The organism is Vibrio sp. 10N.247.311.13, from assembly GCF_041467595.1.
Lineage (GTDB): Bacteria > Pseudomonadota > Gammaproteobacteria > Enterobacterales > Vibrionaceae > Vibrio > Vibrio crassostreae_C.
The window spans coordinates 12,488-25,611 of sequence record NZ_JBFSUX010000039.1; the positions used below are offsets into that span (position 1 = coordinate 12,488).

At 44.0% G+C, this 13,124-nt stretch carries 12 protein-coding genes; 8 read left to right on the forward strand and 4 right to left on the reverse strand.

All coding sequences use genetic code 11. The annotated features are described in order from the left end of the window. Positions 1 to 19: 19 nt before the first annotated feature. Positions 20 to 1,912: a PTS mannitol transporter subunit IICBA gene (locus tag AB6E52_RS15465; RefSeq protein ID WP_017061513.1), complete on the reverse strand. Its 1,893-nt coding sequence runs from the start codon at positions 1,910 to 1,912 to the stop codon at positions 20 to 22. 570 nt (positions 1,913 to 2,482) lie between these two features. Here AB6E52_RS15465 and AB6E52_RS15470 point away from each other — a divergent pair. Both AB6E52_RS15470 and AB6E52_RS15475 read left to right on the forward strand, forming a co-directional pair. Then, entirely contained in the window at positions 2,483 to 3,349 is an 867-nt protein-coding gene (locus AB6E52_RS15470; protein WP_017061512.1) for a hypothetical protein, read from the forward strand. A 291-nt stretch (positions 3,350 to 3,640) separates the two neighbouring features. Further along, positions 3,641 to 4,297, forward strand: a complete 657-nt coding sequence (locus AB6E52_RS15475) for an NAD(P)H-dependent oxidoreductase (RefSeq protein ID WP_017061511.1) — start codon at positions 3,641 to 3,643, stop codon at positions 4,295 to 4,297. Between the two features lie 437 nt (positions 4,298 to 4,734). On the opposite strand, the gene gltS is transcribed toward AB6E52_RS15475, so the two are convergent. Beyond that, positions 4,735 to 5,961: a sodium/glutamate symporter gene (gene gltS, locus AB6E52_RS15480; protein WP_017060972.1), complete on the reverse strand. Its 1,227-nt coding sequence runs from the start codon at positions 5,959 to 5,961 to the stop codon at positions 4,735 to 4,737. Positions 5,962 to 6,277: 316 nt separating this feature from the next. After that, complete coding sequence (locus AB6E52_RS15485; RefSeq protein ID WP_017060971.1) at positions 6,278 to 6,634, reverse strand: YibL family ribosome-associated protein; 357 nt, start codon at positions 6,632 to 6,634, stop codon at positions 6,278 to 6,280. 326 nt (positions 6,635 to 6,960) lie between these two features. On the opposite strand from AB6E52_RS15485, the gene AB6E52_RS15490 reads away from it, so the two are divergent. Beyond that, positions 6,961 to 7,758 carry a DUF4344 domain-containing metallopeptidase gene (locus tag AB6E52_RS15490; RefSeq protein ID WP_102320408.1) on the forward strand — a complete coding sequence of 266 codons (798 nt, stop codon included), beginning with the start codon at positions 6,961 to 6,963 and terminating at the stop codon, positions 7,756 to 7,758. Positions 7,759 to 7,893: 135 nt separating this feature from the next. Here AB6E52_RS15490 and AB6E52_RS15495 read toward each other — a convergent pair whose 3' ends face one another. After that, positions 7,894 to 8,280 (reverse strand): tautomerase family protein, encoded by a 387-nt coding sequence (locus AB6E52_RS15495; protein ID WP_102320407.1) that lies wholly within the window; start codon positions 8,278 to 8,280, stop codon positions 7,894 to 7,896. Positions 8,281 to 8,532: 252 nt separating this feature from the next. Between AB6E52_RS15495 and AB6E52_RS15500 the strand changes: the two genes are divergently transcribed. The 5 genes from AB6E52_RS15500 (at position 8,533) to phrB (ending at position 13,118) form a co-directional block, all read left to right on the forward strand. Next, entirely contained in the window at positions 8,533 to 9,153 is a 621-nt protein-coding gene (locus tag AB6E52_RS15500; protein ID WP_017065084.1) for an LON peptidase substrate-binding domain-containing protein, read from the forward strand. Between the two features lie 110 nt (positions 9,154 to 9,263). Continuing rightward, on the forward strand, positions 9,264 to 9,911 hold the full coding sequence (locus AB6E52_RS15505; protein WP_017060967.1) for a sigma-70 family RNA polymerase sigma factor: 648 nt from the start codon (positions 9,264 to 9,266) through the stop codon (positions 9,909 to 9,911). After that, positions 9,904 to 10,584: a ChrR family anti-sigma-E factor gene (locus AB6E52_RS15510; protein ID WP_102320406.1), complete on the forward strand. Its 681-nt coding sequence runs from the start codon at positions 9,904 to 9,906 to the stop codon at positions 10,582 to 10,584. Before AB6E52_RS15505 ends, AB6E52_RS15510 begins: the two co-directional genes overlap by 8 nt. Before the next feature lie 174 nt (positions 10,585 to 10,758). Next, on the forward strand, positions 10,759 to 11,706 hold the full coding sequence (locus AB6E52_RS15515) for a DUF523 and DUF1722 domain-containing protein (protein WP_017070215.1): 948 nt from the start codon (positions 10,759 to 10,761) through the stop codon (positions 11,704 to 11,706). Then, positions 11,703 to 13,118, forward strand: coding sequence for a deoxyribodipyrimidine photo-lyase (gene phrB / locus AB6E52_RS15520; RefSeq protein ID WP_102320405.1), 1,416 nt, complete (start codon positions 11,703 to 11,705; stop codon positions 13,116 to 13,118). The genes AB6E52_RS15515 and phrB overlap by 4 nt, the downstream gene beginning before the upstream one ends. Positions 13,119 to 13,124: the final 6 nt, after the last annotated feature.

A 13,124-nucleotide genomic window follows, 5' to 3' on the forward strand; every position in this document is an offset into this window, starting at 1 on the left:
GGAGCTTGACTAGAGCTTTTTAGTTTCCGTTGAGAATACGTAGAACATCAGCAGGGTTTGTTGTGTTCTGTAGGCATTCCACAGCTTCTTCATCATCGAGTGAATTGGTAATAGCCATCAGCACCATGTTGTGCTCATCGCCTTGTGCGGCAATACCGATAACCATCTTCGCGATATCATCTTCATCTTCGCCCCACTGAATACCTTCAGGGTACTGACAGAAAACGATGCCGGTTTTTTGTACGTACTGTTTCGCTTCGATTGTGCCGTGTGGTACTGCGATAGACTCACCTAGGTAAGTAGACACAAGCTCTTCACGAGCAAACATGCCATCTACGTATTCTGGTGATACGTTGCCAAGTTTTACTAATTGTTCACCAGCAAACTTGATTGCGTCTTCTTTTTGAGTCGCTTTAAGGCCAAGGAAGATGCTGTCGTCAGTGAGTGCAAGCTTGTTGCCTTCTTGCGCTGGAGCTGCTGCAGGCGCCGGAGCTTCTACTTTCGCTTCACCACTTTGAGCATCGACAAGTTCAGCAACTAGTTGGTCGTATACACCGCCGTCTAGGAAGTTGCTTAGAGACATATGCATCGCACCTGGCACAGTGCTACGAGCACGGTCTGTTAGGTCTTTATGCGTAATAACGATTTGCGAATCAGCCGGTAGGTTGTTGATTGCGTAGTTGGTCACTTCAATGTCTAGGCCAGCTGTTGCTACTTTCTTACGTAGTAGACCCGCACCCATTGCACTTGAACCCATACCCGCATCACACGCTACATAAACTGCTTTTACATCCGCTAGGTTTACGTTTGCTTCTGATGCTGCACCTTTAGAAGACGCTTTCATGTCTTTCATTTGTGCAGAAGCTTTCTCTAGTGAATCTTCCTCATCATCTTGCGCTGATGTTTTAAGGAGGATTGACGCTACAACAAACGATACTGCCGTTGCTGCGATAACCGATAGAATCACGCCGATGTAAGAGCCTTTTGGCGTCATCAGTAAGACTGCGAAGATAGAACCTGGAGATGCTGGAGAGATAAGGCCAGAATCGAACACTACGTTAGTGAATACACCCGCCATACCACCTGCGATTACCGCAAGAATTAGACGTGGGTTCATTAGAACGTAAGGGAAGTAAATTTCGTGGATACCACCTAGGAAGTGGATGATAGATGCACCAGCAGCAGATTGCTTCGCGCTACCTTTACCAAACACCATGTAAGCAAGTAGAAGACCAAAACCAGGACCTGGGTTTGCTTCGATTAAGAAGAAGATTGAACGACCAATCTCTTCAGATTGCTGGATACCTAGTGGAGAGAAGATACCGTGGTTGATTGCGTTATTTAGGAATAGAATTTTCGCAGGTTCAACAAAAATAGATGCTAGAGGTAATGCACCTGCTTCTACCATTGCGTTTACGCCAGCAGCAAGTCCGCCAGATAGAATCTTAACCGCAGGACCAATCACGATGAACGCGATGATCGCACAGATCATGCCGATGATACCCGCAGAGAAGTTATTCACTAGCATTTCGAAACCACTCTTCACTTTACCGTGAACAGCTTCATCGAATTTTTTAATTGCGATACCACCTAGTGGACCCACAATCATTGCACCCATGAACATTGGGATATCAGTACCAACGATAACACCCATTGTCGTGATGGCACCTACTACCGCACCGCGGTCACCACCAACCATTTTACCACCGGTGTAACCAATCAATAGTGGCAATAGGTATGTAATCATAGGGCCAACCATTGATGCTAACGTTTCGTTAGGCCACCAACCGGTTGGGATGAATAGTGCAGTAATGAAACCCCACGCAATAAATGCGCCGATGTTTGGCATTACCATATTGGATAAGAAACGACCAAAGTTTTGAACCTTAATCTTTGCTTCTGGTGATAACATAGGTAGAACCCCGTAATGTATTGGTTGGTCAAATGACCGAAAGTGTGTACTCAAAAGTCGATTAAAATGTATCACAACATTTCTAAAATGCACCTTAGCCCAACTTTCGTGACAACCATCACACACGAAAAACACTTTAGGGTTAACAAGAGCACTTTAGATCACAAAAATACCATGAATTAAAATTACAAAGCCAAATTAATGAGAATAAATATCATTAACACAAGATCTAGATCACGCTTTATCTTGTAATACTTAAAAATAAATAGTGATCAAAATCACACTTAATAAAATATAGCATCTAAGATCTATATAAACCGTATAAAAGAACATCGTGTCACGTATAGAAAATATGCACCCAGATGAGCAGAATCGCTAATCATGTAATTTAATTACAGAAAGAACCACATTTCCCACAAAATCAAAATCAGACATGACTTTCTACTAAAAACATAGACCAGTGAGCAGCAGTTGGCATTAGTAGATGTGATATGGTACTCGCCTGTGCTATCACATCATGTATCTCACCAAAACCCATCAGCGGATCACTCTGCTATTTGAGAAAAGACTATGTCAGACAAAATTTCCACATCCGCACTCGCTAAACAAAAAGGCATAGAAGCTAAAACTTTATTTAGCGATCTAAAAACAGCGGGTTATATCGTGCGCTCACAAGAGCGTTGGATTCTCACAGAACGGGGAGAAAGCTTTGGTGGGGAATATGTCGAACACAAGAAGTTTGGTGTCTTTATTGTCTGGCCAGAGAAACTGCTTATCGATTTGGACTCATTCTCAGGAAAAACACTCACCGCCACCCAGCTTGGCAGTGCCTTTCAACTCAGCGCAAAGAAAATCAACTTACTGCTCAACGAGCTTGGTTGGATAACAAAAGAAGAAGACGGTTGGCATGTCACCTCTACAGGCTTAAAAGCCGGAGGTGAACAAAGAGAAGACAAAGCGACTCAAAACTTATTCGTGGTATGGCACGACTCATTGGTTCGCAATAAACGTTTAAAGCAGTCTGTTGTTGAATTCCTAGGGCATGATGCTGAAAGCCACTCGACCGATGTGTCATTCTCCAGTTTTCGTCAGAAATTTGAGGCGAAGCACCGAAGCTTAGACGGGCATTATGTTCGATCAAAGGGAGAGCTGATCATTGATAACTGGCTTTATATGGCAGGAGTGGTCCATGCGTACGAGCGTCCGCTTCCGATATCAAAAGAAGTGATCAGCGATTTTTATCTACCAAGTGGCAAAGTATACATCCAGTTCTGGGGAACTGATTCTGCGCCAATCGCCGAAAATAAACGTGAAGCTACGAGAAAAATCTATGAAGAGCATGGTTTTGGTTTAATCGAAATCACGCCAGAAGATATCCCCAACCTAGACAGCGTACTTCCGCCATTATTGCGCCAATATGGTATCAAAGCGTACTAAGCTACTGAATCTAGAGATTCCACCTCCATTAAGATCACACTTATTGAATCATTATGGACATTATTAACCATAGTGATTTGATATGTTCGCTATTTTTCCCGAGTCATTCTTCTATTATCTTACACCCATCGACTTGAGCTACCGCAGATACTCGATTTATTGGGGCATGTTCGATAACTATTTAGACGTTCAATCTATTGAGATTCGTTTAAATTGGTTATCCGTTTATTGTTGACGTAACTGAACATAAAACCCTACAACATTTATTATTGATAGATATTAGGATTCAACATGACTCATCCAATCATTACTGATCTAAACACTCGTTACACAGCTAAAAAATACGATGCAGAAAAGCGCATCTCTGCGGAAGACATGGAAGTAATCAAAGAAGCACTTCGCTTGTCAGCTTCTTCTATCAACTCTCAGCCTTGGAAATTCATCATCATTGAGAGTGACGCAGCAAAACAACGCTTCCACAATACTTTCGAAAACATGTTCCAGTTTAACCAACCACATGCGAAAGAAGCGTCACACACGATCCTGTTTGCTCACGATCCTAAGTACACTAAAGAGAAATTCGCGAAGCGTGCTGATACAGAAGTAAGCTCTGGTCACTTACCAGCTGAAATGTACGAGCAATTCTTAGGTGCTTACGCATTCGCAGAAATGAACACAGACGAAACAGGTTTCAACGGTAACTGGACTAAGTCTCAAGTTTACATCGCACTAGGTAACACACTGCACACACTAGCTCGTCTAGGTATCGCTTCAACACCTATGGAAGGTGTAGATGCAGCTATGATCAGCGAAGAGTTTGCTGACGAACTAGAAGGTCACGTTGTTGATGTAGCTCTAGCTATCGGCTACCACAAAGACGGCGAAGACTACAACTACGGCAAACCAAAAGCGCGCCTAGCTCTTGATGAAGTCGTTACAACACTTTAGGGCGTGTTGACCTTTCGTGGTTAAATTTTGTTCGGATGGGGACGCCTAGTCAAAAGCGTTTTAATCGCGGTGAGGGAGAAGTAGCCTAGTCATTCTAAGCAAACCTCCCTCAACAAAGAGTAAAACGCTTTTTGCGGTGGCGCCCAGCTCGAACCCTTCGGGCAGCGTTTGCTGGTCATTTCTACTGCGTTATCGGCTTCTCATGTAGGCTAGCTACACATCGATGCCTCTGCCTTGTATAAATACCCAGCAACTCACTGCAAAGATCAGCTCGAAAGATCAACACGCCCTAGTTATTGATGTGACAGAGCCCTAACCGAAGGGGTATCAGGCAAGAAAACCTCGATAAACAAGAACAAAAAAAGCCAGTCAACAGACTGGCTTTCTTGTGTTCATCTTAGTGCGATGAGCTCATCGCGTTTAAACAAAGGCGAACATTAACCGATAAACGAGATGTAACCTTGAAGGATAATCAGGTTAACGATATCGATAAAGAAGGCACCAACAATTGGCACCACCATGAACGCCTGTGGTGAAGGACCAAAACGGTTCACCAAAGAGCCCATGTTCATTACCGCTGTTGGTGTTGCACCTAGGCCGAAACCACAGTGACCACCCGCCATAACCGCTGCGTCGTAATTAGAACCCATTACTTTGAACGTCACAAAGTAAGAGAAGATACCTAACACAACCGCCTGAACCGCCAGGATAACCAAGAACGGAATCGCAAGGTCAAATATGTTCCAAAGCTTAAGGCTCATTAGCGCCATTGCTAGGAACAGTGACAATGACACCGTACCAAGAATATCGACCGTTTCGCTGTCAGTCTTATGCAGCTTAGTCACTTCAAACACGTTAGTGATGAACACACCGATAAACAACGCGTAAACGAAGTCAGGAATCATCAACCAAGAAATTTCAAAAGTCGCCACCCACTGCTCTAGGTACTTCGCACCCGTGATACAGATAAGAAGGATGAACAACACTTCAATCACCTTCTTCGCCGTCACTTTGTCTTCTTCATACTCGTTGTAAGTAACAAGTTCAGGGAAGCGTTCATGTGTTTGCGTGCCAGTGCCGTACTCAGATTCAAGCTGGTTTTTATCAATCAGCTTTTGCGCCACTGGGCTACCGATAATACCACCGATGATCAAACCAAAGGTCGCTGAAGCCATCGCGATTTCTAGCGTATTTGCAATGCCAAACGTGTCTGCAAAAGTTTGAGACCAAGCCGCGCCTGTGCCGTGACCGCCCGAAAGGGTGATAGAGCCAGCAATCAAACCCATCAAGGGTTCAAGGCCTAGTGCCGTAGCTAAGGTTACGCCTACACCGTTTTGGATAATGATGTAAACCGACGCTACCCCTAAGAATAGGAATACCTTAGCACCACCTTTTATCAGCTGCGTGTAGTTCGCCGCAAGACCGACCGTTGCAAAGAACATCAACATAAACGTGTTCTGCAGGGGCAAGGAAAACTCAAGATCAAGGCCGTTAAAGTGCAGGGCTGTAATAGCAAAAGCGACAATCAAGCCGCCGACAATGGGCTCTGGAATGTTGTACTTTTTGAGAATCGGAAGCTTTGCATTGACGAAATGACCTAGAAACAAAACACTAATCGCGATTAGGAAGGATTCTAGTGGTCCAATTGAAATTAATTGATTCATATAACCTCTATTTTTTTACGTTCTCATCTTCCCTAATGAGTCTAGTTTTATCTGTAATTATTTGTGCTGCTCTACCTATATTTATACAAACTGGAGAGAAAGTGTGGATTCGAAAAGCGAACACATTACTGCGATCGCTTAGTACCATGTTAGTAGCACGTTAACTTTTATAGGAGATAAAAGGATTTGTGACAACAATCACCTCCTAAAAGTTGAAAACGGCGTGAGTACCTATGCCGCTGACTCTGCTTTCTTAAAACCTAAAAAAGCAAAAAGGAGCTATTTCTAGCTCCTCTTTAATCACCATCGCTGGTAATTAGAATTTTTTCGGTGCGTAACCAGTCATAACCTCAATGCGAAGTTCTTTACCGATCTTCGTCATTGGGTGAACAATTACGAGTCCTTTAACAGACTTTTTAAGTTTACCCATATCCGCTTGCTCAGCCTTAGTGATCTCACGGCTAAATGGCATATCAACCAGAGACTTACGCTCTTGGTTCACATCATAGCTTTCTTTGTGTTTAAGCTGGGCAATTTTCTTAGTTAGCTTCTTAATCTCTTCCTCGAACTGACGAACAACAGGACGATCATTACGAGTTTTAGCAGCATCTAACTTGTGGCGACACTTGTCTAGACGGTTGTTAATTTGTTGAAGTTCGTTTTTAACACTCATAATAATTTCCTAAGATTAAACAAGCCAATTCGGATTGGGGCGCGGAGTATAGCACAAGGGTTGTGTTGAACCGAAATTTATCTGTTAATTACCAATAGAAACGAATCACATCGACACCGCTCATTCAGCTTACTTATTCTTTGTGGCGAATCTCTAAGCGGATTATTCATTGATAGGATAGCGCCTACTTCAAAAATTGCAGTCCTCGATGCATCAAAATTCCGTCTAAACTTATACTCTAACGCAATAACTAAATCAGGGTACACAGCTTGGAGTTGTTACCCCCAGCACGACTCTGAATCGCAACGTAATCACAAGGATAGCCGATGACATTATTGAAACGAACATTGACCTGCAGCCTAGCCCTTAGCTCAGTGTTTGCCGCCACTTATGCATCTAGTGAACAAACAATCCAAAGTAACCTAATCGTTGAGTTCTCTTCACCACAAAATACTGAAGAAGAGCAGCTCAAACGTGAAATTCAAAACAGTGGCGTCAATGACACCGTGGTCGACCTATCAAACCAACTCTTCATGTTTGAGAAGCCATTAACCATTCAATATGGCGGGGAAGAAGGACCACTCTACGATCCACAAACCCATCAAGTACTGATCCCTTACAGTTTTTACGCTGAGTCACTCAATTACTTTGAGAAGAACCAATACGAAAAAGAGTATGGGAAATCTGCGCAAACCGGCGCTATTGATACCTTGCTGCACACCCTGCTACACGAGACTGGGCATGCGTATATCGAAGATCAGAACATTGCCATATTGGGTAAAGAAGAAGATGCGGTTGATAACCTAGCAACCATGCTACTGCTTAACTACGTAGAGCATGGGGCCGACGCTGCTATCAGCGCTGCAGACATGTTCGCTTTCGAGTCAGAAGACCGCCCAGAGTATTACGACTTGGGGGAATACATCGACGAGCACAGTTTCGACCTGCAGCGTTACTTCTCCACGTTATGCTTGGTGTATGGCAGCGATCCCGATGCCTATAAGAACTTGCTCGATGAAGTGGAAAACGACTATTTGAAAGACAGAAAAGAGTTCTGCGTTGAGCACTTTGACGTGATCAATGAAAATTGGCATCAGTATTTAAAAAAGAGTGACGATGCTTAGATGCTTAGATGCTTAAAGGTTAGTGTCGAGAACTAGGAAAACGGCTTTGGCATCAAATTCCAAAGCCGTCACTCGATAGATTGGCTTAAGTCTTACGTGTTAAGAGTTAAGAGTTAAGAGTTAAGAGCTTAAACCCTAGACGTTCACTTTGTACTTCAGATCTTGTGCTTCATCGCCCGTCATCCCTCGAAAACCCCAACAATGTGAAGGCTGCTCTTTAATGGTGATTTCAATATCAATCGGAGAGATAGCTAACTGCTTCTCTATCTCAGAAAATATCTTCTTAATTAAGCGCTTTTTGGTGTTTACCGCTCGACCTTCCATCATATTTATCTCAATGACGGTATAGGCTTCTGTTCTTCCTTCCGGGTAAAAGAAGTCATCTCGTTCCAATGGCACAAACCGATGTGCTCGCTTGTCATCGGGTAAACCCATTTCACTGTTCAAGCACTGCTGCAACACATTAGAGAGCTGCAACTTAATTGGATTTAAGCACTCTTTGATACCATAAATAACAATCATGACCATTCCTTTGATGCGATGTTAGGTATAGAAGAACGTCAGATAGAAGCATCGTCTGGCAACTACCCATTCGCTTACTATTTGTTCATATATTACCTAATGACGCGTATGAGAAAAGGTAAAAACAATGAATTTATGAACAGGTGCAACAAAATATCTATCCCTTTGCGAACATAAGCCGAAGCGAATTGATCGAACACCACCCTCCCCGCGTATATCTTCTCAAATCACATTTGAACTAAGGAGTACTATGTGCCGAATTCACCTAGGAAGACCACGCGGACAGACGCCGAACCAGAAACACCCGTAGAGTCTTCTCTGGAGCTCGCTGTGTTTCCCCTCCCCATCTTCCTTTTACCGGGAGGCAGACAAAGACTGCGCATTTTTGAGCCAAAGTATCTCGCGATGGTCGCTCACGCAGCGCAGGGCGATGGTTTCATTATCGCCACTCAAGACAAATCTAACTCTGATCATCTCAGCTCTTGGGGAACAAAGGTGACCATCGTCGACTTCAATATGTCGGACGACCAGATATTAGAAATTGATGTCGAAGGCGAAAAGTTGGTGCAATTGCATGGGTCGTTTCGAGACGATGATGACCTGATTAAAAGTAAGTTCAGCTTGTTACCTCACTGGCCTACCGATGAATATAAAGTGCCTAACGTGTTTACCGCTTTTTTGGTTCAGTTGTTTCGCGACCACGATTCGATAAGAACACTCTATCCCACTCCTGATTTTGAGAGCCCACAATGGATCTGTGCGCGATTGCTCGAAATGATGCCTATCCCACTGGAAAAGAAAACAGAATTTACTGAGCCAGCCAGTTTTCCGTCTCTAGTTCCTTTTTTGAATCAAATCATTACGGGGCAATAAGCACTTTTCTTCACTATAATTTTGTATAGTAGAAATTAATTTAAATTAAAGTGATCCCGACTTTCTCCTTTCACGTAATGCCCATCAAATTCGCATGATGGTTAGTTACTATGCAAGTGGAAAGCAGAAGTTCAGGGAACGGCAAGGAGCATGTCATTATTCCCGATAACAAAGTACCTACAGACAACAAAGTACCGACAGAGCTCTCGAGCTGGCTGGTGTTGGTTGGTACAGACCGAGACAAGCAGGCGTTCACCTGTTTGTTCAAGTTCTTCGCTCCTAAGATCAAGCGTTTTGGTATCAGTAAGTTGGGTGGCGAAGCTGCTGCAAACGAGCTAGTTCAAGACACGATGACTAATGTTTGGAAGAAAGCACATCTCTACAATGTAGATAAAGGCGCTGCGACCACTTGGGTCTACACGGTAATGCGTAATGCAGCATTCGACATGTTGCGCAAAGTGAAAGCGAAAGCCGAACAAACGATAGCCGACGATATCTGGCCAATCGATGCGATGGTAGCCGAGTCTCAAAGCGAAGATTTGCCATTCGGTGACCATTTGATGAGCCGACACGTAATGACTCAAATAGAAAAGTTGCCTCTCGCTCAGAAAACCATCGTCAAAGGCGTTTACTTTCAAGAGCTCTCTCAAGAGCAACTCGCTCAGCAACTTGGCGTCCCACTTGGAACAGTGAAATCACGTCTGAGACTCGCTTTAGCCAAATTAAAAGTTCACATGGGGGAACAAGACCATGATTAAACATCACCCAAACGCGGCAATCTTGAAAGACTTCGTCGATGGCACGTTGGCTGATTCAGTTTCTTTGATTGTTTCTAGCCATGTAGAGCTGTGTGAACACTGCCAACAACAAGTCAAGCAGCTTACAGCTGTAGCAGCGAATAATGCTTTTGACGCAGAGCCAGTATTCTCAAGTGAAGATCTAGACAGCTTCTCAATGGACGACATGGACTTTGATTTTGACGCGATAGAGCAAATCACAGCTGATACTTCTCAGTCTGTTGAAGTGACTCCAGAGGTTCAGAAAGTAACTGTTGCTGACACGACATTCACAATCCCTCGCGCTCTAAACTCAGTAGCGAGAAAGGACTGGATGAACCTAGGCAAAATTTCACGAGCAAGACTCGATTTTGCTGACGAAGCACACCACACCAGCTTGTTGCACATCGACAAAGATGGACAAGTGCCTTGCCACACCCACAAAGGCTTCGAGATCACGCTTCTTCTAGAGGGCAGTTTCGAAGACGAAATGGGCGTTTACAACAAAGGTGACTTCATCTGGTTGGATGGCAATCACACTCATCAACCGGCAACAAAAGAAGGTTGTGTCTGTTTAACCGTTTCAAGTGATGCGCTTTACTTCACAAAAGGTGTGAGCCAGCTATTCAATCCACTTGGAAAATATATCTATTAACCCAGTTGCAAGCTATAAATATACAGGATGGCATGTAGCTATCTTGTATATCGTCAATACATCTGAATAAAAACAACTACGGTGTCAAAGTAAAAATACACCCAGCTCTGTAAGTACGATTAGCAATGTTGAACTATAAGAAAAAGCTCAGAGCAAGAGCAAAGGAGTTGGCCAATGGAAAAGAAAATCAAAATCGGTATCAGTGCATGTGTTGCTGGACACAAAGTACGTTTCGACACAGGTCATAAACGCTCTCGTTTTTGTACAGACGACCTAGCAGACTACGTGGAATTGGAACCTGTTTGCCCAGAGATGGCTGTTGGCCTTCCAACCCCTCGTCCAACCATTCGTCAGACAAGAATGCTAGATGACATCATCCATGTTTCTCGCCCTGATGGCTCAGGTGATGTGACCAACGAACTGATCGAGTTCGGTCAAAACTACTCAAAGAAAAACCAACACATTGCTGGCTTTATTGTGTGTCAAAAAAGCCCAACCTGCGGTATGGAGCGCGTGAAGGTGTACCACCACCATGGTCGCGGCTCTGAATCGACTGGCGTAGGCATGTTCACCCAACAAATTATGGATGGTAACCCGTTACTCCCCGTTGAAGAAAACGGTCGCCTTAACGATCCCATTTTGCGTGAAAACTTCATGACTCGAGTATTCACATACCAAAAATGGCTCGATCTTGTGGATGAAGGTGTGACCAAACACAAACTGATTCAGTTCCACAGCGCCCACAAGTACCTCGTCATGTGTCACCACGTTGAGGGTTACAAAAGCTTAGGCAAACTGCTAGCGGGTAATGACTTAGAAATCGACGAATTGGCGGCTCAATACATCGAGGGCTTGATGACAGCATTGTCACATCACGCGAATCGAGGCAGTCACGCCAATACGCTGCATCATTTGCAGGGTTACTTTAAGAAACAACTGAGTAGCGCCCACAAACAAGAGTTGACCAACCAAATTGCAGCTTTTCGAGAAGGTGTTATCCCACTGTTAGTGCCGCTGACACTGATCAATCACTACCTGATGGAATACCCGAACGAATACCTAGAATCACAGGTTTACCTAAACCCGCACCCTCAAGAACTTAAACTGAGATACGGATATTGAGCGACATACTATGGATACGACGAGACCTGCGGATTCTCGATAACCCAGCGCTCGTCTCGGCAGTTGAAAACGGCGTAACAATCGCCGTTTTCATTTCAACTCCTCAAACGTGGCAGCAGCACCACCTTGCGCCAATCAAAGCTGATTTTATCTATCGTCATCTAAAACAACTCGATTCCCAGCTCGCTGAATTCGGGATAACGTTGCTTCACCTAAAAGCGACCGATTTTGACGACCAATCCAATCAACTCATCGAACTATGCCAGCAGCTTGATGCCAAGTGCGTCTACGCTAACTCTGAACCAGAGGTCGATGAACAAGCTCGCGATAAAAAGCTGATTTCAAGCGGCCTAAACCTCAAGATCAGCGATTGTGACGTTATGCTGCCACTCGGTAGCGTTCTCAACAAACAAGGCGAAATGTTCAAAGTCTTTACGCCCTTTAAGAACGCTTGGTTAAAAGAAGTTCAGGTGAAAGGCATCATCTGCAGTCCAGCTCCTGTCGAGTCAGCTGAACGTTCACAAACACAGCTTCCTGACGACTTACAAGCCTTAACCCTCTCCGCTGACTATGATTTCGATTTTCCGCGTGTTGATTCGAGTCGCTGGCCATTAAGCCAAGATGTATTGGGCAATGTGATCCCCAATTTCTTAGGCAATAAAGTCAACGACTATGCGCGCCTGAGAGATATTCCCTCAGTTAAAGGAACATCGGGGCTATCACCTTATTTAGCAATTGGCGCAGTGAGCCCACGTTGGTTAGCGATTCAATTGATTCAGCAACAACCCGATCTGTTATTTGATACGCAATTACCGGCCTTTTGTTGGCTCAACGAATTGATTTGGCGAGATTTTTATAAGCATTTGATGTTTCACCATCCTAAACTGGTTAAAGGCGCTAACTTTCAGCAAAAATACAATGGTTTAGATTGGTATCACGATCATCCTAGCTTCAAAGCTTGGTGCGAAGGAAAAACAGGATATCCATTGGTTGATGCAGCAATGCGTCAACTGGTTGAAACGGGCTGGATGCACAACAGGCTAAGAATGGTGGTGGCAAGCTTCCTAACCAAGCACCTGCTTATTGACTGGCGTTGGGGCGAACGTTTCTTTATGTCACACCTTATCGACGGTGACTTTAGTGCCAACAATGGTGGCTGGCAGTGGGCTTCAAGTACGGGCTGTGATGCTCAACCTTACTTCCGAATTTTCAATCCAATCACTCAGAGTGAAAAGTTTGATCCAAAAGGAATTTTTATTCGTAAGTACATACCAGAGCTGCAAAATATCCCAGATAAGCATGTACATTTCCCACATGACTTTATCGCTAAAAACGGAATAGACAGCGAATACTGGCAACCCATCGTTGAGCATAAAGAAGCACGATTGAGAGCCTTAGCCTTCTTCAAATAATTAGAG

Coding starts and splice junctions, on each gene's coding strand:
- AB6E52_RS15470 (WP_017061512.1), top strand. CDS start 2,483: ATGTCAGACAAAATTTCCACATCCGCACTCGCTAAACAAAAAGGCATA.
- AB6E52_RS15465 (WP_017061513.1), bottom strand. CDS start 1,912: ATGTTATCACCAGAAGCAAAGATTAAGGTTCAAAACTTTGGTCGTTTC.
- AB6E52_RS15490 (WP_102320408.1), top strand. CDS start 6,961: ATGACATTATTGAAACGAACATTGACCTGCAGCCTAGCCCTTAGCTCA.
- gltS (WP_017060972.1), bottom strand. CDS start 5,961: ATGAATCAATTAATTTCAATTGGACCACTAGAATCCTTCCTAATCGCG.
- AB6E52_RS15495 (WP_102320407.1), bottom strand. CDS start 8,280: ATGATTGTTATTTATGGTATCAAAGAGTGCTTAAATCCAATTAAGTTG.
- AB6E52_RS15485 (WP_017060971.1), bottom strand. CDS start 6,634: ATGAGTGTTAAAAACGAACTTCAACAAATTAACAACCGTCTAGACAAG.
- AB6E52_RS15510 (WP_102320406.1), top strand. CDS start 9,904: ATGATTAAACATCACCCAAACGCGGCAATCTTGAAAGACTTCGTCGAT.
- AB6E52_RS15475 (WP_017061511.1), top strand. CDS start 3,641: ATGACTCATCCAATCATTACTGATCTAAACACTCGTTACACAGCTAAA.
- AB6E52_RS15505 (WP_017060967.1), top strand. CDS start 9,264: ATGCAAGTGGAAAGCAGAAGTTCAGGGAACGGCAAGGAGCATGTCATT.
- AB6E52_RS15515 (WP_017070215.1), top strand. CDS start 10,759: ATGGAAAAGAAAATCAAAATCGGTATCAGTGCATGTGTTGCTGGACAC.